Origin of the sequence: Actinocatenispora comari (assembly GCF_017312725.1) — a bacterium.
In the GTDB taxonomy this organism is placed as follows: Bacteria; Actinomycetota; Actinomycetes; order Mycobacteriales; family Micromonosporaceae; genus Actinocatenispora; species Actinocatenispora comari.
This window is the reverse complement of the sequence record NZ_BOPO01000128.1, coordinates 138,963-158,725: the sequence shown is the minus strand read 5'-3', so window position 1 is coordinate 158,725 and position 19,763 is coordinate 138,963. Positions and strand designations below refer to the sequence as shown.

General features: G+C 72.8%; 21 protein-coding genes and 1 pseudogene. 8 read left to right on the top strand and 14 right to left on the bottom strand.

All coding sequences use genetic code 11. The annotated features are described in order from the left end of the window. The first annotated feature begins 70 nt into the window (after positions 1-70). Positions 71-433: a nuclear transport factor 2 family protein gene (locus tag NUM_RS31735; protein WP_207128601.1), complete on the top strand. Its 363-nt coding sequence runs from the start codon at positions 71-73 to the stop codon at positions 431-433. Between the two features lie 75 nt (positions 434-508). Here the strand turns inward: NUM_RS31735 and NUM_RS31730 are convergent, their stop codons facing one another. The 3 genes from NUM_RS31730 to NUM_RS31720 are packed head-to-tail and all read right to left on the bottom strand — an operon-like array spanning position 509 to position 3,707. Continuing rightward, the gene (locus NUM_RS31730; RefSeq protein ID WP_207128600.1) at positions 509-1,420 is read right to left on the bottom strand and encodes a sugar phosphate isomerase/epimerase family protein; all 912 of its coding nucleotides are present in this window, start codon (positions 1,418-1,420) and stop codon (positions 509-511) included. Then, positions 1,420-2,571 carry a dihydrodipicolinate synthase family protein gene (locus tag NUM_RS31725; RefSeq protein ID WP_225918985.1) on the bottom strand — a complete coding sequence of 384 codons (1,152 nt, stop codon included), beginning with the start codon at positions 2,569-2,571 and terminating at the stop codon, positions 1,420-1,422. Before NUM_RS31725 ends, NUM_RS31730 begins: the two co-directional genes overlap by 1 nt. Next, positions 2,568-3,707 (bottom strand): Gfo/Idh/MocA family protein, encoded by a 1,140-nt coding sequence (locus NUM_RS31720; protein ID WP_207128599.1) that lies wholly within the window; start codon positions 3,705-3,707, stop codon positions 2,568-2,570. Before NUM_RS31720 ends, NUM_RS31725 begins: the two co-directional genes overlap by 4 nt. 197 nt (positions 3,708-3,904) lie before the next feature. Here NUM_RS31720 and NUM_RS31715 point away from each other — a divergent pair, with 197 nt between their 5' ends. Together NUM_RS31715 and NUM_RS31710 are read left to right on the top strand one after the other, a co-directional pair. After that, entirely contained in the window at positions 3,905-5,020 is a 1,116-nt protein-coding gene (locus NUM_RS31715; RefSeq protein WP_225918984.1) for a LacI family DNA-binding transcriptional regulator, read from the top strand. 106 nt (positions 5,021-5,126) lie between these two features. After that, a complete protein-coding gene (locus tag NUM_RS31710; RefSeq protein WP_207128597.1) occupies positions 5,127-5,999 on the top strand; it encodes a sugar phosphate isomerase/epimerase family protein in 873 nt (290 codons plus the stop codon). On the opposite strand, the gene NUM_RS31705 is transcribed toward NUM_RS31710, so the two are convergent. Next, on the bottom strand, positions 5,940-6,329 hold the full coding sequence (locus tag NUM_RS31705) for a hypothetical protein (RefSeq protein ID WP_207128596.1): 390 nt from the start codon (positions 6,327-6,329) through the stop codon (positions 5,940-5,942). The two genes, NUM_RS31710 and NUM_RS31705, sit on opposite strands and share 60 nt — an antisense overlap. An 89-nt stretch (positions 6,330-6,418) precedes the next feature. Between NUM_RS31705 and NUM_RS31700 the strand changes: the two genes are divergently transcribed. Beyond that, positions 6,419-7,006: an ArsR/SmtB family transcription factor gene (locus tag NUM_RS31700; protein ID WP_207128595.1), complete on the top strand. Its 588-nt coding sequence runs from the start codon at positions 6,419-6,421 to the stop codon at positions 7,004-7,006. On the opposite strand, the gene NUM_RS31695 is transcribed toward NUM_RS31700, so the two are convergent. Further along, on the bottom strand, positions 6,967-8,004 hold the full coding sequence (locus NUM_RS31695) for a GlxA family transcriptional regulator (RefSeq protein WP_207128594.1): 1,038 nt from the start codon (positions 8,002-8,004) through the stop codon (positions 6,967-6,969). The two genes, NUM_RS31700 and NUM_RS31695, sit on opposite strands and share 40 nt — an antisense overlap. A gap of 73 nt (positions 8,005-8,077) precedes the next feature. On the opposite strand from NUM_RS31695, the gene NUM_RS31690 reads away from it, so the two are divergent. Then, the gene (locus tag NUM_RS31690; protein WP_207128593.1) at positions 8,078-8,461 is read left to right on the top strand and encodes an avidin/streptavidin family protein; all 384 of its coding nucleotides are present in this window, start codon (positions 8,078-8,080) and stop codon (positions 8,459-8,461) included. An 18-nt stretch (positions 8,462-8,479) separates the two neighbouring features. Here the strand turns inward: NUM_RS31690 and NUM_RS31685 are convergent, their stop codons facing one another. The 3 genes from NUM_RS31685 to NUM_RS31675 form a co-directional block, all read right to left on the bottom strand. Beyond that, a complete protein-coding gene (locus NUM_RS31685; protein ID WP_207128592.1) occupies positions 8,480-9,340 on the bottom strand; it encodes an amino acid ABC transporter permease in 861 nt (286 codons plus the stop codon). 19 nt (positions 9,341-9,359) lie between these two features. Next, entirely contained in the window at positions 9,360-10,001 is a 642-nt protein-coding gene (locus NUM_RS31680) for an amino acid ABC transporter permease (RefSeq protein WP_051802722.1), read from the bottom strand. Positions 10,002-10,063: 62 nt separating this feature from the next. Next, the gene (locus NUM_RS31675) at positions 10,064-11,023 is read right to left on the bottom strand and encodes a glutamate ABC transporter substrate-binding protein (protein ID WP_207128591.1); all 960 of its coding nucleotides are present in this window, start codon (positions 11,021-11,023) and stop codon (positions 10,064-10,066) included. Positions 11,024-11,304: 281 nt separating this feature from the next. Here NUM_RS31675 and NUM_RS31670 point away from each other — a divergent pair, with 281 nt between their 5' ends. Both NUM_RS31670 and NUM_RS31665 read left to right on the top strand, forming a co-directional pair. Continuing rightward, the gene (locus NUM_RS31670) at positions 11,305-12,825 is read left to right on the top strand and encodes an MFS transporter (RefSeq protein WP_207128590.1); all 1,521 of its coding nucleotides are present in this window, start codon (positions 11,305-11,307) and stop codon (positions 12,823-12,825) included. Positions 12,826-12,931: 106 nt separating this feature from the next. After that, positions 12,932-13,572: pseudogene (locus tag NUM_RS31665) on the top strand (class II aldolase/adducin family protein). Here NUM_RS31665 and NUM_RS31655 read toward each other — a convergent pair. The 5 genes from NUM_RS31655 to NUM_RS31635 form a co-directional block, all read right to left on the bottom strand. Continuing rightward, complete coding sequence (locus NUM_RS31655; protein ID WP_207128587.1) at positions 13,573-13,842, bottom strand: hypothetical protein; 270 nt, start codon at positions 13,840-13,842, stop codon at positions 13,573-13,575. A gap of 87 nt (positions 13,843-13,929) precedes the next feature. Then, positions 13,930-14,562, bottom strand: coding sequence for an HNH endonuclease family protein (locus tag NUM_RS31650; RefSeq protein WP_207128586.1), 633 nt, complete (start codon positions 14,560-14,562; stop codon positions 13,930-13,932). A gap of 147 nt (positions 14,563-14,709) precedes the next feature. Continuing rightward, positions 14,710-15,330, bottom strand: coding sequence for a response regulator (locus NUM_RS31645; RefSeq protein ID WP_207128585.1), 621 nt, complete (start codon positions 15,328-15,330; stop codon positions 14,710-14,712). Beyond that, on the bottom strand, positions 15,327-16,505 hold the full coding sequence (locus NUM_RS31640; RefSeq protein ID WP_207128584.1) for a sensor histidine kinase: 1,179 nt from the start codon (positions 16,503-16,505) through the stop codon (positions 15,327-15,329). Before NUM_RS31640 ends, NUM_RS31645 begins: the two co-directional genes overlap by 4 nt. Positions 16,506-16,527: 22 nt before the next feature. After that, on the bottom strand, positions 16,528-16,977 hold the full coding sequence (locus NUM_RS31635; RefSeq protein WP_207128583.1) for a hypothetical protein: 450 nt from the start codon (positions 16,975-16,977) through the stop codon (positions 16,528-16,530). Between the two features lie 100 nt (positions 16,978-17,077). Here NUM_RS31635 and NUM_RS31630 point away from each other — a divergent pair, with 100 nt between their 5' ends. Further along, on the top strand, positions 17,078-17,818 hold the full coding sequence (locus tag NUM_RS31630) for a glucose 1-dehydrogenase (RefSeq protein WP_207128582.1): 741 nt from the start codon (positions 17,078-17,080) through the stop codon (positions 17,816-17,818). Between the two features lie 201 nt (positions 17,819-18,019). Here the strand turns inward: NUM_RS31630 and leuA are convergent, their stop codons facing one another. After that, complete coding sequence (leuA, locus tag NUM_RS31625) at positions 18,020-19,759, bottom strand: 2-isopropylmalate synthase (RefSeq protein WP_207128581.1); 1,740 nt, start codon at positions 19,757-19,759, stop codon at positions 18,020-18,022. Between the last annotated feature and the right edge of the window lie 4 nt (positions 19,760-19,763).

Here is a 19,763-nt window from a genome sequence, read left to right as displayed (position 1 = left end):
CGTGACTGATTCGGCGGTACCGGTGGCGTCCGTAGCGTCGGGTACACCGATCCGACAACAGGAGGAAGTCATGGCAGACACCACCGCGCTGGCGACCCGCTACCTCGACGCCTGGAACGAGAACGACCCGGTCGCGCGGCGTGCCCTGGTCGACGAGGTCTTCGCCGCCGACGCGCGCTACACCGACCCGCTCGCCGACGTCCGCGGCCGGGACGCCATCGACGCGCTGCTCGGCGAGGCGCAGCAGCAGTTCCCGGGGCTGCGGTTCAGCCTCGGCGGGCCGGTCGACGACCATCACCAGCTGGCCCGGTTCAGCTGGCACCTCGGGCCGGACGGCGCCGAACCGATCGTGATCGGCTTCGACGTGGTGGCCATCGACGACGAGGGCCGGATCGCGCAGGTCGCCGGTTTCCTGGACAAGGTCCCGGCCTGACCGGGCCGGGTCCGGCCCCACCGCGCCGCCCCCCCCGCGCCCGGTCCGCCAGCGCGAGGGGGCGGCCGAGGTGTCCTACAGCACCTCGCTGACGTACCGGCGTTTCACGGTCGCCGCGGTCGCGTCCGGGTCGGCCGCCCACACGTCGGCGTTGAAGATCTCCACCTCGATGTCGCCGGTGTAGCCGGCGCTGTCGACCATGTCGCGCAGCGCCCGGAAGTCGATGTGCCCGTCGCCCATCATCCCGCGGCCGAGCAGCGCGTCGGCCGGCAGCGGTACCACCCAGTCGCACACCTGGAACGACGCGATCCGGGCCCCGGCCGACGCGATCGCCGTGGCCACGGTCGGATCCCACCACACGTGGTACGTGTCGATCACCACGCCGACCGCCGAGACCGGGTGCGGCGCCGCCATCGTCACCGCTTCCTCCACAGTGGACAGAACGCCGCGGTCGGCGCAGAACATCGGGTGCATCGGTTCCAGGGCCAGCCGCACACCGTGCTCGGCGGCGAACGGCGCGAGTTCCGCGACGGCGTCGGCGACCCGTTCCCGCGCGCCCACCAGGTCGCGCGAGCCGTCCGGCAGGCCGCCGACGACCATCACCAGCGTGTCGGTGCCGAGCTCGGCGGCTTCCCGGATCGCGCGTTGGTTGGCGTGGATCGCCGCGCGGAACAGCGTACGGTCCTCGGCAGTGAGGAACCCGCCCCGGCACAGCGACGAGACGCGCAGGCCGGCGTCTCGAACGAGCTTGGCCGCGGCGGCCACGCCGTACTCGGTGACCGGCTCGCGCCACAGCCCGATCGACGGGATGCCGTGCCGGGCGCACAGGTCGACGGCGGCGGGCAGGTCGAGCCGGTCCACGGTCTTCTGGTTCAGCGACAGCCGGGACAGCCGAGGGTCGCCCGCGGCGGGGGTCTCGATGGTCGCCCGCGCCCCGGTCGGTACGTCGACGTCGATCCCATGGCCTGCCGCCGTGTTGCTCGCCATCAGGCCTCGATCCCGTGCACCGCAAGCAGTGCGCGCATCCGTCGGACCGCGAGCTCGCCGTCGCGCAGCAGCCCGGCGGCGTCGGCCAACCGGAACGTCTCGGCGAGATGTACCACGCTGCGTGCGTTCTGCCGCCCGTCGATCATCGTGAACGCGTCTTGGTGCCCGTTGAGCCAGGCGAGGAACACGATCCCGGTCTTGTAGTGGTACGTCGGGGCGCCGAACACGTGCCGCGACAACGGCACGGTCGGCGCCAGGATCTCGTCGTACCGGCCGCGGTCGCCGGCGTCCAGCGCGTGCAGCGCGGCCGCGGCGGCGGGGGCGATCGGGTCGAAGATGCCCAGCAGCGCGTCGGAGCCGGACCCGATCAGCGACGGGTAGTTGAAGTCGTCGCCGGTGTAGAGCCGTACCCCGGCCGGGAGCGCGGATCGCAGCGCGACCTCGTGCCCGGCGTCGAGCAGCGAGACCTTGACACCGTCCACCCTGGACGAATGCGCCGTCACGATGTCCAGGAAGCTCTTCGTCGCGACCGCGAGGTCGGTCGATCCCCAGTAGCCGGCGAGGGCCGGGTCGAACATCGCGCCCAACCAGTGCAGGATCACCGGCCGGCGCACCTGGTCGAGCAGCCGGCCGTACACCCGCGCGTAGTCCTCCGGTCCGCGGGCGATCCGGGCCAGCTGCCGGCTGCACATCAGGATGACCGTGGCACCGGCGTCCTCGACGACCGCCAGCTGCTCCTCGTACCCGGCGATCACCTCGTCCAGGGTGGCCACGTCGCCGAGCTGGTCGGTACCGGCGCCGCAGCCGAGCAGGGCCGGCCCGGTGAAGTCCCGGGCCGCGGCGGCCGACCGGCGGATCAGCTCCCGGGTGGCGACCCAGTCCAGTCCCATGCCGCGCTGCGCGGTGTCCATCACGTCCGCGACGCCGAGGCCGAGCGACCACAGGTGCCGGCGGTACCCGATGGTCGCGTCCCAGTCGACCACCGCCGGCGCGCCAGGGGTGTTGTCCGCCAACGGATCGGCGACGACATGCGCCGCGGCGTAGGCGACCCGGGAGGTTGCCGGCCGCTCGATCCCGGGCCAGGACACCGGCTCGCGCAGCCGGTGGGTGGCCAGCCCACCGTCCACTGTGGGCAGCAGGATGCCGGTCACGGGATCTCCACCCGCCGGCCCTCGCGGGAGCTGACGTAGCCCAGCTCGGCGAGTTGCACGCCGCGCACCGCGGCGGCGAAGTCGTAGCGGAACGGCTCGCCCGCGACGACGGCCCGCAGGTACTGCTCCCACTGCACCTTGAAGCCGTTGTCGAACTCCTCGTTGTCCGGTGCCTCCTGCCACTGCTCGCGGAACGGCTCCGGGGTGGCGAGGTCGGGGTTCCACACCGGTTTGGGGGTACCGGCGCGGTGCTGGAACCGGCAGCGGCGCAGCCCGGCGACCGCCGACCCGTCGGTGCCGTCGACCTGGAACTCGACCAGCTCGTCCCGGTTGACCCGGACGCACCAGGACGAGTTGATCTGCGCGACGATCCCGCCGTCCAGCTCGAAGATCCCGTACGCGGCGTCGTCGGCGTCGGCCGTGTAGGTCTGCCCGGACTCGTCCACGCGTTCCGGGATGTGCGTGGCGACCCGCGCGGTCACCGCCCGTACCGGCGCGAACAGGTCCTCCAGCACGTAGTTCCAGTGCGCGAACATGTCCAGCGCGATGCCGCCGCCGTCCGCGGTGCGGTAGTTCCAGGACGGTCGCTGGGCCGGCTGCCAGTCGCCCTCGAAGACCCAGTAGCCGAACTCGCCGCGGATCGACAGGATGCGGCCGAAGAAGCCGCCGTCGATCAGCCGGCGCAGCTTGCGCAGGCCGGGCAGGAACAGCTTGTCCATCACGACGCCGTCGACGATGCCGGCGTCGCGGGCGGCGCGGGCCAGCGTGCGGGCGCCCTCGACCGACTCGGCGAGCGGCTTCTCGGTGTACACGTGCTTGCCGGCGGCGATCGCGGCGAGGATGCCCTTCTCCCGGGCGGAGGTCACCTGGGCGTCGAAGTACACCTCGACGTCGGGCTCGGCGAGCACCGCGGCGAGGTCGGTGGCGTACCGGTCGAGGCCGTGCCGGGCGGCGATGTCGCGCAGCTTGGTCTCGTTGCGGCCGACCAGGATCGGCTCCGGTACCACGCGGGTCCCGTCCGGGAGTTCCACGCCGCCCTGGTCCCGGATGGCGAGGATCGAGCGGACGAGGTGCTGTCGGTAGCCCATGCGACCGGTGACGCCGTTCATGGCGATACCGACGGTACGTACTGGCATGCGGTCGATCCTCCTGCGTACTCCGGTAAACGCTTGCCTGGAAAGCGCTTGCCGTACCGTAGACTGACTGTCCAGGCCGGGTCAAGCACGGTCGGTGGGCGCGTTGCGCGGCCCCGGGCCACGGCGGAGCCGGCCGGATGGTAGTGATACCGGGTGGCATGCCGCGCGCGCATGCACGCGGGGAAAGGGGTACCGCAGTGGCGACACTCGCCGAGGTGGCGCGGCAGGCCGGGGTGTCGGTCGCCACCGCGTCCCGGGTGCTCAACGGCGGCAACCGGGTGGTCCGGCCACAGCTGCGGGACAAGGTGCTCGCCGCCGCGAGCGCGCTGCACTACACCCCGAACGCGCACGCCCAGGCGCTCGCCGGCAGCCACACCGCGAGCGTCGGCCTGGTGCTGCACGACGTGTCCGACCCGTACTTCGCCGCCATCGCCGGCGGGGCCATGCGCCGCGCCACCGAGCACGACATGCTCGTCATGATGTCCTGCACGTTCCGCGACCCGGACCGGGAACTCGCGTACGTGCGGATGCTGCACCAGCAGCGCGCGCAGGCGATCATCCTGGCCGGTTCCGGCTACCACGACCGGGAACGCTCCGAGAAGCTGCGCGCCGCGCTCGCCGCGTACGCCGCGGGTGGCGGCCGGGTCGCCGTGGTCAGCCAGCACCGGTTCGACGTCGACACCGTGCTACCGGACAACCAGGGCGGTGCCCGTGCCCTCGCCCGTGCCCTGCTGGAACTCGGCCACCGCGAGTTCGCCCTGGTCACCGGGCCGGAGCACCTGCTGACCGTGCGGGACCGGTACCTCGGGTTCCGGCAGGAGCTCGGCCGGGCCGCGGCGAAGCTGCCCAACCACCGGGTCGCCGACGGCGGCTTCACCCGGGACGGCGGGTACGCCGCGGTGCGGAAGCTGCACGAGTCCGGCGCGCTGCGCGAGGTCAGCTGCGTGGTGGCGCTGTCCGACGTGATGGCCATCGGCGCCCTCGCCGCGCTGCGCGACCTCGGCATCCGGGTGCCCGACGACGTCTCGCTCGCCGGCTTCGACGACATCCCGACGGTACGAGACCTCACCCCGCCGCTGTCCACGGTGCGGCTGCCGCTCGCCGAGATGGGCGCCCGCGCACTGGATCTGGCCCTCGCCGGCCGGGAGGGCCAGGCGGCGCAGGTGGTCCGGGTCGACGCCGAGGTGGTGCTGCGGGGCAGCACCGCCGCGCTGCACCGGCCGGCCGCGCCGATCCCGGCCACCCGGCAGGTACGCGACGGGGCCGCCGCGTTCGAGCCGACCCGCGGCGCCACGACCGGCCCGGAACGCTGACCCGCCGGCGCCGTCGCCACCGACCGCGCGTCGCCGGGCCGGCGAACGCCGGCACGGACCTCGCCTCGCGGCACCGGATCCGCCACCACCGGACAGGAGAACCGACGTGATCGCCTTCGCCACCCTCGGCTGCCCGGGACTGCCGCTGCCCGAGGTGATCGAGCTCGCCACCGCGAGCGGCTGCACCGGCATCGAGTTCCGCTACGCCGACGGCGAGCCGGTGCATCCCGGGCTGTCCGCCGCGGAACTGGCCGCGGTCCGGGACCGGCTCGCCGCCGCCGGGCTCACCGCGCTCGCGCTCGACTCGTACATCCGGGTGGCCGGCGAGGGGGACGACGCGCAGGTGGTGGCGGAGCTGCGCCGGCACCTGGCGGCGGCGGTGGCGGTGGGCGCGCCGTACGTGCGGGTGTTCCCCGGTGGCGGTGAACCGTCGCCGGCTGCCGACGAGCGGGCGGTACGGCGGCTCGCCGCGGTGGCCGACGCCGCCGCCGACGCGGGCGTCGGCGTGCTGCTGGAGACGCACGACTCGCATCGCCGGGCGGAGGACGCGGTACGCGTGGTCGCCGCGGCCACCGAGCGGGCCGGTCTGTCCACATCGGACGGTGTACCGCTCGGGGTGATCTGGGACGTGCTGCACACCTGGCTCGGCGGCGAGACCCCGGCCACCTCCGCCGCCCTGGTCGCGCCGTGGCTGGGGTACGTGCAGGTCAAGGACGTGCCGTCGGCCGAGGACAGTACGCCGGTACCGATCGGCGAGGGTGTGCTGCCGCTCGACGAGGTGCTGGCGCAGCTGCGCCGGCGCGAGTACACCGGGCCGGTGTCGCTGGAGTGGGAGCGCGCCTGGCACCCGGAGGTCGCGCCGCTCGCCGACGTGCTCCCCGGTTACGTCGACCTGCTCCGCATCGCCGACACCGCGCGGTCAGCGCAGGCGGCGGGCGGCGGCGACGCCGAGGGCGAGGCAGCCGGCCGCGAGCGGTAGCTCGCAGCACGCGGCGAGCAGCAGCGCCTGGTCGAGGTCGCCGCCGGGAGCCGAGGTCAGTACGTCGAACCAGGCGTCGACGACGAGCATCGTCGCGGTGGCGGTCGCGGTGACCACCACGCCGCGGTGCCGGCGCCAGGCCAGCGCGCCGGTGGCGGCCAGGCCGAGCGCGAGCAGCACGTCGAAGCCGATCCAGGCGAGCGACCAGTTGTGCGCCCGGGTACTGGTCGGCAGGGTGCGGGCGAGCACCGCCAGCCACGGCAGCATGGCCGCCGCCGCGATCGCGAAGGCGGCGCCGACCAGCCGAAACGTTCTGGTACTCGGCGCCATCGGACCCTCCTCGGTTCGTCCCGGGTCCACCCTAGCAATCCGCAGAACTTCCTCTGCAAACAAAAGTCTGTAGATGTAACCTAGGGGACATGCCCGAGCCGATGCGCCACCGTGTCGCGGATCCGGAAACGCTGAAGGCGCTCACCCACCCGCTCCGCCGGCGCATCCTCCGCGAGATCGACCGGGACGGCACGGTCACCTCCACCACGCTCGCGGAGCGGCTCGGGCAGAACACCGGCACCCTCAGCTACCACCTGCGCCAGCTCGAGCGGTACGGGTACATCGAGGACCTGCCCGACCGGGGCAACGGGCGGGAGCGCTGGTGGCGGCGCACCAACACCAACTGGCAGACCGCCGACCCGGACACCCTGGACGAGGCCGGCCGCGCGCTGGTGGAGCAGATCACCCGGCGCCGGCTCGCCGAAGACGCGCACGACATCGGCACCATGGTCGACACGCTGCTCGCGCACTGGGAGCGGGACAAGCCGATGACCACCTGGTCGCGCGCCGGCACCCACCTGTCACCGGCGCAGTTCCGCGCCTTCGAGGCCGAATACCTGGAGCTGGTGCACCGGTACGCGCAGCGCGTCGACGAGGCGCCCCCGGGCTCCCGCTCGGTCCGGATCCGCTGGTACGCCTACCCGGAGCCGGCCGACGAGGAGGACGACGAACGCTGACCGGCCCCGGCAACCGGCGTCCGGCCCGCCGGGATGGCCGGTCCGCTCGGTGTCCGGCGTGGCTCGGCGAACGTCCGGCGGTAGTCGCTCGGGTTGGTGCCCGTCCCGGCCCGGAACCGGGCCCGGAAGTTGGTCGGGTCGCGCATCCCCACCGCCGCCCCGACGGACGCGACCGGCAGGTCGGTGGTCTGCAGCAGCGTGGCCGCCCGGGCGATCCGTTGCTGCTGAACCCAGGCCGCCGGCGACGTACCCAGATGTGCCTGGAACCGCCTGTGCAGCGTGCGTGGCGCGACCCCGGCCCGCCTGGCCATGGCGGTCAGGCCCAGATCGTCGGCCAGGTGGTCGACACACCAGTCGAGCAGCCCGCCGAACGGGTCCGGTTGCCGGCGTGGCCGCGAATCGATCGCGTACTGGCGTTGCCCGCCCTGCCGGTGCGGCGGCAGCACCATGGTGCGGGCGATGGTGGCGGCCAGTTCGGGCCCGCAACGGCGGCGGACGATGTGCAGCGCGAGGTCCGCCGCGGCGCCGGCACCACCGCTCGTCGCCACGTCCCCGTGGTCCACGAACAGCACGTCGGGCGTCACCCGGACCAGCGGGTACCGCCGGGCCAGGTCGTCGGTCTGGGACCAGTGCGTGGTCGCCGTCCGGCCGTCCAGCAGGCCGGCCGCAGCCAGCGCGTACGTCCCGGAGCACAGCCCGGCGATGGTGCTGCCGCGCGCGTGCGCGGACACCAGCGCGTCGGTCAGCGCGCGGGACGGTTCGGCGGGCGTCGGCCATCCGGTGACGAACACGACGTCGGCCCGGTCGACGGCCGCCAACCCGTGCTCGACCACGATCCGGTAGCCGGCCTTGGCGCCGACCGGACCGGGACGTTCCGCGGCGATCAGGAACTCCGCCCAGTCCGGGATCCCGTCCCGCCGGATGCCGAAGATGTCGGCGACGCAGCCGAGCTCGAACGACGCCTGCGGTTCCACCACCACGGCGACCACGCGCAGCATCTGGCCAGAAAACCATGCAGGGTGGCTGTCCCGCCACTCGGCAACGCCCGGGTTCCGTCCGCAGGCTGGACGCATGGATGACACGCCGAACACCTGGACCGGAAACTGGATCAACGAGTACGGCTCGCTGCTGCGGATCACCGACGCGCGGGACGGCCACGTCGAGGGCACCTTCACCACCGCACTGGACGACAGCTCGTTCGCCCGGACGACGGTGCCGGTGACCGGGCTGAGCAAGGGCAGGGCGCTGCACGTGGCGTTCGTGACCGCGGGCGAACCCGCGGCGATCGCCTCGTTCACCGGGCTGCTGCGCGCCGACCTGCTGCACCTGGCCTGGCACGTCGTGTCCGACCGGGCGGTCAAGAGCCCTCGGCCGGGCGCCGCGCCCGTCGAGATCGAGCTGCCCTGGGCACACGCCGTACTGGCGAACACCGACACCTTCCGGCGCCAGGACTGAGATGACCGGCCCGGTGCCTCACTCGGCGGCGGCGGTGACCGCGGTGGCGTCGTCGACCCGGCGGGTACGGAAGCGGGGCAGCCGACCCTGCCGCCGCTCGATCAGGTGGGCGAGCCGGGTGATCAGCCAGTTCACGATCATGTACAGCGCGGCCACGACCAGGTAGGTCTGGATCGGCGCGTGCACGTACTCGCCGAGGATCTTGCCGGAGTAGAGCAGCTCGGAGTAGGTCACCACGTAGCCGAGCGTGGAGTCCTTCAGCAGGTTGATCAGCTGCACCAGCAGCAGTGGCAGCAGCGGCCGGATCACCTGCGGCAGGATCACCAGCCGCATCGCCTGGCCGTACCGCATGCCGATCGCGTACGCGGCCTCGGTCTGGCCGCGCTCCAGGGCGAGGATGCCGGCCCGGAACACCTCGGCGATGGTGGCCGAGCCGGTCAGGCAGATCGGCACCGCGAGCTTCCAGATCGTCGGCAGGTTGAGCCCGACCGGCGGCAGCGCCAGCAGGAACACCAGGATCAGCAGCATCGTCGGCAGCGACCGGAAGATCTCGGTGAACGCCACCGCCGGCCAGGACACCCAGCGCCGCCTGGACAGCCGGCCGAGGGCGATGACCGCGCCGGCCGGCATCGAGATCACCGTGCACAGCAGCGTCACCAGGATCGTGTACTTCAACCCGTTGAGCAGGAAGCTCATGATCGGCCACTGGGTGAACGGCCGCCACTTGTCCGCCGCGAGCTGCCCGTGCACGTCGAACTGGCGGAGCGCGAGCAGCAGCAGTGCGGCGAGCGCCAGCACCGCGAGCACGGTGGCCACGACGATCCGGCGCCGCCCGCGCGGCCCGGGCCGGTCGAACAGAACCGGCTCGACGCCCCTCATCGCTCGCTCCTCACGCCGCTCACCGCTGGAACCTGACCCGCCGCTCGATCATGCCGAAGATGTACGCGCTGCCCAGCGTCACCACGATGTACAGCACGGCGGCGCAGCCGTACCAGACCAGCGGCGAGCCGACCGACAGGCTCAGCACCTTCGTCGCGTACGTGAGTTCCTGCGCGCCGACCGCCGCGCACAGCGAGGTGCCGAGCACCACGCCGATGAACACGTTGCCGAACGGCTGCACCATCGCCCGGAACGCCTGCGGCAGCACCACGTGCCGCAGCGACTGGCCGAACGTGAAGCCGATCGCTCGGGCCGCCTCGACCTGGCCGAACGGCACCCCGCGGATGCCGGAGCGCAGCGTCTCGCAGACCACCGCCCCGGCGTACAGCGCGATGCCCAGGCACACCGACCAGAACGGCGAGAGCACGATGCCGATCCAGGGCAGCCCGAACACGCACAGCACCAGCAGCACCAGCAGCGGCACCGCGCGGAACGCCTCGACGTAGAACCAGCCGAACGCGCGCAGCGGCAGCACCGGGCTGATCCGGCAGATCGCGATCAGGGTGCCGATCACCAGCGCGCCGACGAACCCGACGAGCACGATCTCCAGGGTGGCCACGAAGCCGTGGCCGAGGTCGCCGGCGTGCGAGAAGATGTCCACCGCTGCCTCCGGGGCGTTGCCCGGTCGGTCACCGTTGCCGGCGACCGACCGTTACGACGGACTCAGGAACCCTCGACCGAGCCGAGCTTCGGCGGCTCCGGCGCGCTGCCGGACACCACCGTGCCGATGGTTGCCTTCCACAGCTTCGCCCAGGTACCGTCCTGCTCGATCTTGGTCAGCCAGTCGTTGACGAACTTCTTGTACGCCGGGTCGTCCTTCGGCAGGCCGATCCCGTACGGCTCCGCGGTGAACGGCTGGCCGACCACCTTGACGTCGGAGTTCGTGGACGCGTCGCCGACCAGAATGCCCTGGTCCAGCACGTACGCGTCGACCCGGCCCTGCTGCACCGCCTGCAGGCAGTCGTTGTTCTCCTCGAACAGCTGCACCTTGGCCTTCGGCGCGAACTTCTTCAGGTCGTTCGCCGCGGTCGAGCTGGACTCGGTGGCGACCTTCTTGCCGTTGAGGTCCTTGACCGTCTTGATCGAGGTGTTGTCCTTCTTCACCAGGATCGCGTCGCCGGAGGAGTAGTACGGCCCGGCGAACGCCACCTTCTGCGCCCGCTCCGGGGTGATCGTGTACGTCGCGAACACCGCGTTGACCGAGTGGTTCTGCAGCAGCGCCTCGCGCGTCTCGACCTGCACCTGCTTCATGTCGGTCTGCGGTTTGCCCGTGATGTACTTCGCGAGCATCTTCGCCAGGTCGGCGTCGAAACCGGTGAGCGTGCCCGAGGTCGGGTCCTTCAGGGAGAACAGCGGTGCCGAGGCGGTCCCGCCGTACACGAGTTTGCCGTCTGCCTTGATCTTCTTCAGCGTCGGGCTGTCCGGCAGGCTGGACGCCACCGGCGCGGAGCTGATGATCTTGTCGACGGTACTGGCCGAGCCGGAGCCGCCGGCCTTCGTGCTGCCGGCGTTCGGCGTCGCGGAGTTGCCGCTGCAACCCGCCGCGGCGAGCAACGCACCCAGCAGCGGCACCGCGACCAGCGCGGCGCGCCGGCGCACGCCGGCCGTCCTGCTGATGCTCATTCCCTTACCTCCCAAGCGATGCCACGTCGGACGAACCGCCGGCGGCACTGGTCGAGTCGGACGAATCCTGCCGCCGAGGTCCGGCAGCCCGCCGTCCGGCACCGGTATCGGACGAACGGTCAGTCATGTACGGCCCACCATTCTTACACTGCGTGGCCCGCGTGGCGCGGCCGTTACCAGCCGGCAACCAGCATCCGGTCAGCCGGTACCGAGAGTTCCGGTACGGATGCCGTCGGCCATCCCGCTGCCACGCCGGCCGCCGGGATGGCATGGTGAGCGGCATGGGCGATGCTGTCCGCGCCGACCGTGCCGCGCCCCGGGGTGTCGCCGGTTCGGTCGCGTTCTCCTCCGGTACCGGCCGTGGCGTGCTGCTCGCGACCGTGCTCGCGTCCGGGATGGCGATGCTGGACGGCACGGTCGTCAACGTCGCGCTGCCGCACATCGGCGCCGACCTGCACGCCGAACTGTCCGGTCTACAGTGGACGATCACCGGCTACACGCTCACCCTGGCGGCGCTGATCCTGCTCGGCGGCTCGCTCGGCGACCGGTACGGGCGGCGCCGGATCTTCGTGATCGGCACCGTCTGGTTCGCCGCCGCCTCGGCGCTGTGCGGCCTGGCACCGTCGATCGAGGTGCTGATCGGGGCCCGGCTGCTGCAGGGCGTCGGCGGCGCGCTGCTCACCCCGGGCTCGCTGGCGCTGATCCAGGCCACGTTCCGCAAGGACGACCGGGCCCGGGCGATCGGCGCCTGGTCCGGCCTGGGCGGCGTGGCCACCGCGATCGGGCCGCTCGTCGGCGGCTGGCTGGTCGACGCGGCCAGCTGGCGGTTCGTGTTCTACCTGAACCTGCCGCTCGCCGCGGTGGCCGTCGCGGTCACCCTGCGGTACGTGCCGGAGAGCCGGGACCCGGGGGACACCGGGCGGTTCGACGTGCTCGGCGCGGTGCTGTGCGCGCTCGGTCTGGCCGGCCTGACCTACGCGCTGGTGCAGCCGACCGACGCGGCGGGCCGGCCGGTCGGGCTGATCGCCGGCGTACTCGGCGTCGCCGCGCTGGTGGTGTTCCTGCTGCGGCAGCGGCGGGTGGCCAACCCGATGATGCCGCTGGACCTGTTCCGCTCCCGCACCTTCAGCACGATCAACGCGGTCACCTTCGCGGTGTACGCCGGCCTCAGCGGGCTGATGTTCTTCGTCGTCCTGCAACTGCAGACGGTCTCCGGCTACTCGGCCTTCGCGGCCGGCGTGTCGCTGCTGCCGTTCACGCTGATCATGCTGGCCCTGTCGGCCACCTCCGGGCGGGTCGCGCAGCGGATCGGTCCGCGTACCCAGCTGATCGTCGGGCCGGCGCTGACCGCGGTCGGCATGCTGCTGACGCTGCGGATCGGCCCGCACGCGCACTACCTGACCGACGTGCTGCCGGCGATCGTGGTGGTCGGCCTGGGCATGACCGTGGTGGTCGCGCCGCTGACCGCGACCGTACTGGCCGCCGCGGACGAGCGGCACGCCGGCATCGCCAGCGGCGTCAACAACGCCGTCGCCCGTGCCGCCGGCCTGCTCGCGGTCGCCGCGCTGCCGCTGGCGGCCGGCCTGTCCGGCGCCGCGTACCGGGAACCGGCCGCGTTCGACCACGGGTTCCGCATCGCGATGCTGATCTGCGCCGCACTGCTCGTGGCCGGTACCGTGCTGTCGGTGGCGCTGCTGCGCCCCACCCGCCGGCTGCCTGCCGAGCGAGCCTCGGCGTCCCGGGTGACCTGCCCGGTCACCGGGCCGCCGGTCGAACCCGACCGCTCGCACGGCGGCGCCTGACCGCGCCGGCCGGACGGCGCCGGTTCGCTCCGAGCGGCCGGGCGGTGCCGGGACCGCGGGCGACCTGGCTCGGGGTCGGACGACCTCGGCTGGAGAGGACGATGCGATGCTGCTGGCGGACGAGCGGGCCGAGGTGGTGGCGGTGTGCCGCCGGCTGGTGGCCGAGCGGCTGGTCGTCGGTACCGCCGGGAACGTCAGCGTGCGGGCCGGTGACCTGGTCGCGGTGACCCCGTCCGGCGTCGACTACGGCACCCTGACCGCCGACCAGGTCGGCGTGCACCGGCTGGACGGTACGCCGGTGCAGGCGCCGCTCGCCCCGACCAGCGAGGCGCCGATGCACCTGGCCTGCTACGCGGCCCACCCGGCCGGCGCGGTCGTGCACACCCACTCGGTCGCCGCCACCGCGCTGTCCTGCCTGGTCGACGAGGTCCCGCCGGTGCACTACTACCTGGGATGTTCGGCGGGCGGGTGCGGGTCGCGCGGTACGCCAGCTACGGCACCCCGCAGCTGGCCGAGAACGTGCTGGCCGCGCTCGGCGACGGCACCGGCGTGCTGCTCGCCAACCACGGCGCCGTGACCCTCGGTGACACCCTCGCCGCCGCGTACGAGCGGGCGGTCTACCTGGAGTACGTCTGCGACGTGGCGCTGCGGGTGCTCGGCACCGGCCGCAGCCCGAAGCTGCTCGACGACGCGGAACTCACCGCCGTCACCGGTCGCCTCGCCCGCTACGGTCAACCGCGCCGCTGATCAGTGCGGGCGGTCGCCCTCGCCGCCGCGGGCCAGGACGGCGAGGACCAGCTGGTGCACCGGCTCGGCGTCGGCCCCGTCGTGCAGCGTGCAGCTGCCGCCCTTCACCGTGTACCACTCGTCGGCGCCCTGGTACTGCACCTGCACGACCAGCCGCCGCTCGTCGTCCACCGTGGTACGCAGCGTCACCGGGCCGGTGATCACCCCGACCTCGTCGGTGAACACGCCGCCCTGGCCGGTGCTGAAGTCTCCCGAGTACGTGTGGCTCATGGCGCCGATCGTGCCGGGCGCCACGGCGACTCGCCAGGTTTTGTCGGATGTCCGGCGCGCGGGCCCGCCGGACATCCGCCGGCCGGGTCAGCAGTGGTTGGTGAGCATGTCGCTCAGCGCGGACTTCTCGGCGCTGGTGATCGTCAGCTTCCAGACGTACTTGACCTGGATCCAGTTGCGCGCGTAGTAGCACCACTCGCCGGTGTTCGGCGGCTTCCACTGCGACGGGTCCTGGTCGCCCTTGGACTCGTTGCTCGACGCCGACACCGCGATCAGCTGGGGGTCGGTCAGGTCGTTCGCGAAGTCCTGCCGCTTCGCCGTGGTCCAGCTCGCCGCGCCGGAGCGCCACGCGTCCGCGAGTGGTACGACGTGGTCGATCTGCACCTTGCTCGGGTCGGTGGTGGTGGTCTTGTCGTACACGCTGTACCAGGAACCGGCGGTCGGGTAGCAGTCGGTGCCGACGGTGACGCCGTTGCCGTCGCGCTTGAGCACGACCTCGCGGGTGTTGCAGTTGTCGCCCTGGCTGATCCAGTGCGGGAACTTGTCCCGGCTGTACCCGTCCATCGAGCCCGGCGCCGCGACGGTCAGGGTGGCCAGGTGCGCCGCGGATTCGGTCGCCGACGGCGGGGCCGGCGGGTACGCCTGGGCGGGACCGGCCACCCCGATCGCCGCGAGGGTGCCGGCGGCCGCGACGGCGCCGAGCACGGTTCGGATTCGCATCTGTCCTCCTCCGTCATGAAACTTCATACCTTGAGGGCATCATGCACGTTTTCGACCGCGTACGGGAGGGGACAATTACCTAATAACCGGTTACCGAACGGCGTCGTCCGGCTACCGGGCACGGTCCCGGCCGCCGGTCGCGACCGGTCAGTACGGCGGGAGGATGCCGCGTTCCAGCGCGGCGGTGACGGCGGCGGTGCGGTCCGAGACGCCGAGCTTGCCGAACGTGCGCAGCAGGTGCGTCTTGACCGTCGCCTCGCTGATCAGCAGCGCCCGGCCGATCTCCGCGTTCGTCCGGCCGGCGCCGACCAGCCGCAACACCTCGATCTCGCGCGAGGTCAGGCCGACCGGCGAGCGCAGCCGGGACACCAGCTTCGCGGCGACCGACGGTGCGAGCACCGTCTCGCCGCGCGCCGCCGCCCGGATCGCCTGCGCCAGCTCGGCCCGGCCGGCGTCCTTGAGCAGGTACCCGGTCGCGCCGGCCTCCACCGCGCGCAGGATGTCGGCGTCGTTCTCGTACGTGGTGAGCACGACGACGCGGCACCGGGGCTGCTGCGCGAGCACCGCCAGGGTGGCGGCGACGCCGTCGCCGTTCGGCATTCGCAGGTCCATCAGCACCACGTCCGGGTCGCACGCGCGGGCGGCGACGACCGCCTCGGCCGCCGACCCGGCCTCGCCGACCACCTCGATGTCGGCCTCGGCGCCGAGCATGCCGCGCAGCCCCTCCCGTACCACCGGATGGTCGTCGACCAGCAGCACCCGGATCATGCCGGCACGTCCACGGTCAGCGTGCTGCCGTGCCCCGCGGTACTGCTGATCGAGAGCCGGCCGCCGACCTGCGCGACGCGTTCCCGCATGCCGTGCAGGCCGAAGCCGGCCGCGGCGGCCGGATCGAACCCGACGCCGTCGTCGGACACGGTCAGCCGCACCGCGTCCGGCAGGTACCGCAGGCGCAGGCTCGCGGTCGCCGCGCGGGCGTGCCGGCGCACGTTGGTCAGCGACTCCTGGGCGCACCGCAACACGACCACCTCCGTACCGGCGGGCAGCGGCCGCGGCTCGCCGACGAGCTCCCAGCCGGCGTCGATGCCGGTCTCCTCGCCGAGCCGGCCGGCCAGCCGGCGCAGCGCGTCCGGCAGCGAGGCACCGGTCAGGTTCGTCGGCGGCTCGGCGGCGACCAGGGCGCGGGCCTCCGCGAGGTTCTCCCGCGCCGCCCGCGCGGCCCGGTCCAGGTGTACCTTCGCCTGCTCCGGCGGCGCCGCCTCGGCCGCCTGCAGCAGCATCAGGATGCTGGTGAAGCCCTGCGCCAGGGTGTCGTGGATCTCCGTCGACAGCCGCTGCCGCTCGGCCAGCGCGCCGGCCGAGCGCTCCGCGGCGGCGAGCTCCGCCCGCGCGTCGGCGAGCTGGGCGAGCAGGTCGGCCCGTTCCCGACTCTGCTGGATGATCCGCTGGATCCACCACCCGAAGTAGGCCGCGAACACCAGCACCACCACCGTCACCCCGGCCACCGCGAGCCCCGGGTACGCGTCCTCCCCGGTCAGCGTGGCCACCGGGACCACGTTGCCGGCGAGGGCGGCGAGCACCGCCCAGCGCAGCGGCAGCAGCATGAACACCTGCGGGATCAGCGCGAACAGCAGGAACGAGCTGGACAGCGTCGCCGTCTGCGCGACGATCACCAGCGCCAGCGCGACGAGCTGGTAGCAGGCGGTCCGGGCCGACACCGGCCGGGAGCGCACCGCCCGCCGGCCGACCAGGCAGTACCAGCCGGTCAGCGCGACCAGCGAGGCCAGCGCGACGAGGCGACCGTCGCCTGCCCCCGAGTGCCAGACGCCGGCGAGCGCGCCGACCATCACGAGGCCGTAGTACGCGTCGCGGAAGATCGCTCCCCTCGTCCACGCGTGCACCGCCGGCTCGGACGCTGGCGCGAGGGCTGGTGGGGGCGGCACCGGACAAGCATGCGGTACCGGATCAACTCGCCCGGAGCCGGGCGTACTCCGAGCCCAGCAGGTGCACCGCGCCGCGACCCTCGACCTCGATCTTCTCGCCGTCGGTCAGCACGATCCGGATCGGATGCCAGCTGCGGCCCGGGGCGACGGTCAGCTCGGTGATCCGGTCCAGGGACACCTCGCCGACGTGCTCACCCACCCGGTTGAGCATCGGGTCGGCCCGCCAGACGTGCAGCGCCGCGGCGGTGAGGCCGAGGATCATCGCGGCGTCCAGCGGTACCTCGGTGCGTTCGGTGATCTTGTGCGCGGCGGCCCGGGCCGCCGGCCGGGCGATCAGGTAGTTGCCCAGCGGGGACAGCAGCCGGGTCAGCCCCAGCACCGTGTCGACCCGCGCGTACGACGCCGCCAGCAGCGGTTCGCCGAGTTGCCGGGACAGCTCCGGTACCAGTTCGTCGTCCTTGAGATGCGTCATGCGGCCAGCATCGCCGCACTCGCGGCGCCGCACCGTCGACCGATCCTCGACGCCGGTGTCCACCGGACGGTGGACACCGGCCCGGGCGTAACGTGACCGAATGGCCGTACTGTCGGGCAAGGGCGCCGTCGTCACCGGCGGCTCACGCGGAATCGGGCGGGCGATCGTGCGGCGGCTTGCCGCCGACGGTGCGACCGTCGTCTTCAACTACGCCACCAGCACCGAGGCGGCGAACGAGGTCGCCGCCGAGGTACGCGAGGCCGGCGGCCGGGCGCATCCGGTCCGCGCCGACCTCGCCGAGCCGGGCGCCGTCGACCGCCTGCTGGCCACCGCCGCCGAGCACCTCGACGGGCTGGACATCCTGGTCAACAACGCCGCCGCGGAGACCCCGCCCACGCCGCTCGCCGACACCGACGAAGCGCTGTGGGACAGCATCATGACGGTCAACGCGCGCACCGTGTTCCTGACCCTGCGGCACGCGGCACGGACCATGCGCGACGGCGGCCGGATCGTCAACCTGTCCACGCTCAACACGGTGCGCACGGCGCCGGGCATCGCCAGCTACGCCGCCAGCAAGGGCGCGGTCGAACAGCTCACCAAGGTCGCCGCGGCCGAACTCGGCCCGCGCGGCATCACCGTCAACGCGGTCTGCCCGGGCGCCACCGACACCGATCTGCTGCGGCGCAGCAACACCGCCGAGGCGCTCGCCGGCGTCCCGGCGATCACCCCGCTGCGACGGCTGGGCGAGCCCGCCGACATCGCCGACGTGGTCGGGATGCTGGTCGGACCGGACGCCCGCTGGATCACCGGACAGATCGTGCTGGCCACCGGCGGACTCTGACCGCCGTTGCCGCCCGCCGCCCCGGCCCCGAGCCGGTACGCACGCGGCGCCGGCTCGGCCCGCAGCCGGGTGCCACGCGGCGCCGGCTCGGGCCGTAGCCGGGTGCAGAAGCGGCGCCGGCTCGGCGTGCGGCCGGGTGCCGGCGCGCTGTGTCGGTGCGCCGGCGGGTGCGGCGGCCGCGGACGGCCGCCGCACCGGCGATCAGCGCGCCCGGTTGACGGCGCTGGTGACGGCGCGCAGCGACGCGGTGGTGATGTTGGCGTCGATGCCGACACCCCAGTACGTCCGGTCGCCGATCTCGCACTCGACGTACGCGGCGGCGACCGCGTCACCGCCGCTGGTGAGCGCGTGCTCGGCGTAGTCCCGGACCCGGACCGTGACGTCCACATCGGACAGTGCGCGGACGAACGCGTCGATCGGGCCGTTGCCGGTGACGGTCGCGCTGTGCCGCGCGCCGTCGGCGGAGAACTCCACGCCGAGCTCCAGCTTGTCGTCGGTGGCCGACCGGGTCACGTAGTCGTGCACCACGACCCGCCGGTCGCTCTGGTGGTCGACCGAGTACTCCTGCTGGAAGATCTCCCAGATCCGGGCCGCGGCGACCTCGCCGCCCTCGTCGTCGGTGTGCCGCTGCACCACGCCGGAGAACTCGATCTGCAGCCGCCGCGGCAGGTCCAGCCCGTACTCGGACTTCAGCAGGTAGGCGACGCCACCCTTGCCGGACTGCGAGTTGACCCGGATGACCGCCTCGTAGCTGCGGCCCACGTCGTGCGGGTCGATCGGCAGGTACGGGATCTCCCAGGCGACCTCGTCGACCGGCACACCGCGCGCGACGGCCGCGGCCTCGCGCGCCTCGAACCCCTTCTTGATCGCGTCCTGGTGCGACCCGGAGAACGCGGTGAACACCAGGTCCCCGGCGTACGGGTGGCGCTCGTGCACGCCGATCTGGTTGCAGTACTCGACGGTGCGGCGGATCTCGTCGATGTCGGAGAAGTCGACCTGCGGGTCGATGCCCTGCGAGTACAGGTTCATGCCCAGGGTCACCAGGTCGACGTTGCCGGTGCGCTCGCCGTTGCCGAACAGGCAGCCCTCGATCCGGTTCGCCCCGGCCAGTACGGCCAGCTCGGCGTCGGCCACCGCGCAGCCCCGGTCGTTGTGCGTGTGGACGGAGAGGCAGACGTGCTCGCGCCGGGACAGGTTGCGACTCATGTACTCGATCTGGTCGGCGTACACGTTGGGGGTGGACCGCTCGACGGTGCACGGGTAGTTCAGCACGATCTCCCGTCCCGGCCCGGGCTGCCAGACGTCCATCACGGCCTCGGAGATCTCGATGGCGAAGTCGAGCTCGGTGTCCATGAAGATCTCCGGCGAGTACTCGTAGCCGAAGTCGGTGCCGGTCAGGTACTGCTCGGCGAACTTGACGACCGCCTGGCTGCCCTCGACCGCGATCGCCTTCGTCTGCGCCCGGCCGTCGCCGTCGAAGCCGAAGACCGTCTTGCGGAACACCGGCGCCGCCGCGTTGTACATGTGCACGGTGGCGCGCCGCGCGCCGACCAGGCTCTGCACGGTGCGCTCGATCAGGTGCTCGCGCGCCTGGGTCAGCACCGAGATCGTCACGTCGTCGGGGATCCGGCCGCCCTCGATCAGCTCCCGGACGAAGTCGAAATCGGTCTGGCTGGCCGACGGGAAACCGACCTCGATCTCCTTGTACCCCATGCGTACCAGCAGGTCGAACATGCGGCGCTTGCGTTCCGGGCTCATCGGGTCGACCAGCGCCTGGTTGCCGTCACGCAGGTCGGTGGTCAGCCAGCGCGGGGCGCGCTTGATCCGGTTGCCCGGCCAGGTACGGTCCGGCAGCTCGACCTTGTTGTAGCTGTGGAACGGCTGGTACCGGTGGTACGGCATCGGGGACGGTTGCTGGCGGTTGAACGTGGCGCCGGTCATCGCG

What these genes read in the sequence shown, in the direction of transcription:
- NUM_RS31675 (WP_207128591.1), bottom strand. Translation starts at nt 11,023, where the DNA reads ATGAGCATCAGCAGGACGGCCGGCGTGCGCCGGCGCGCCGCGCTGGTC.
- NUM_RS31730 (WP_207128600.1), bottom strand. Translation starts at nt 1,420, where the DNA reads ATGGCGAGCAACACGGCGGCAGGCCATGGGATCGACGTCGACGTACCG.
- NUM_RS31650 (WP_207128586.1), bottom strand. Translation starts at nt 14,562, where the DNA reads ATGCGAATCCGAACCGTGCTCGGCGCCGTCGCGGCCGCCGGCACCCTC.
- NUM_RS31655 (WP_207128587.1), bottom strand. Translation starts at nt 13,842, where the DNA reads ATGAGCCACACGTACTCGGGAGACTTCAGCACCGGCCAGGGCGGCGTG.
- NUM_RS31695 (WP_207128594.1), bottom strand. Translation starts at nt 8,004, where the DNA reads ATGCTGCGCGTGGTCGCCGTGGTGGTGGAACCGCAGGCGTCGTTCGAG.
- NUM_RS31705 (WP_207128596.1), bottom strand. Translation starts at nt 6,329, where the DNA reads ATGGCGCCGAGTACCAGAACGTTTCGGCTGGTCGGCGCCGCCTTCGCG.
- NUM_RS31735 (WP_207128601.1), top strand. Translation starts at nt 71, where the DNA reads ATGGCAGACACCACCGCGCTGGCGACCCGCTACCTCGACGCCTGGAAC.
- NUM_RS31635 (WP_207128583.1), bottom strand. Translation starts at nt 16,977, where the DNA reads ATGACGCATCTCAAGGACGACGAACTGGTACCGGAGCTGTCCCGGCAA.
- NUM_RS31720 (WP_207128599.1), bottom strand. Translation starts at nt 3,707, where the DNA reads ATGCCAGTACGTACCGTCGGTATCGCCATGAACGGCGTCACCGGTCGC.
- NUM_RS31690 (WP_207128593.1), top strand. Translation starts at nt 8,078, where the DNA reads ATGGATGACACGCCGAACACCTGGACCGGAAACTGGATCAACGAGTAC.
- NUM_RS31700 (WP_207128595.1), top strand. Translation starts at nt 6,419, where the DNA reads ATGCCCGAGCCGATGCGCCACCGTGTCGCGGATCCGGAAACGCTGAAG.
- NUM_RS31630 (WP_207128582.1), top strand. Translation starts at nt 17,078, where the DNA reads ATGGCCGTACTGTCGGGCAAGGGCGCCGTCGTCACCGGCGGCTCACGC.
- NUM_RS31670 (WP_207128590.1), top strand. Translation starts at nt 11,305, where the DNA reads ATGGGCGATGCTGTCCGCGCCGACCGTGCCGCGCCCCGGGGTGTCGCC.
- NUM_RS31645 (WP_207128585.1), bottom strand. Translation starts at nt 15,330, where the DNA reads ATGATCCGGGTGCTGCTGGTCGACGACCATCCGGTGGTACGGGAGGGG.
- NUM_RS31685 (WP_207128592.1), bottom strand. Translation starts at nt 9,340, where the DNA reads ATGAGGGGCGTCGAGCCGGTTCTGTTCGACCGGCCCGGGCCGCGCGGG.
- leuA (WP_207128581.1), bottom strand. Translation starts at nt 19,759, where the DNA reads ATGACCGGCGCCACGTTCAACCGCCAGCAACCGTCCCCGATGCCGTAC.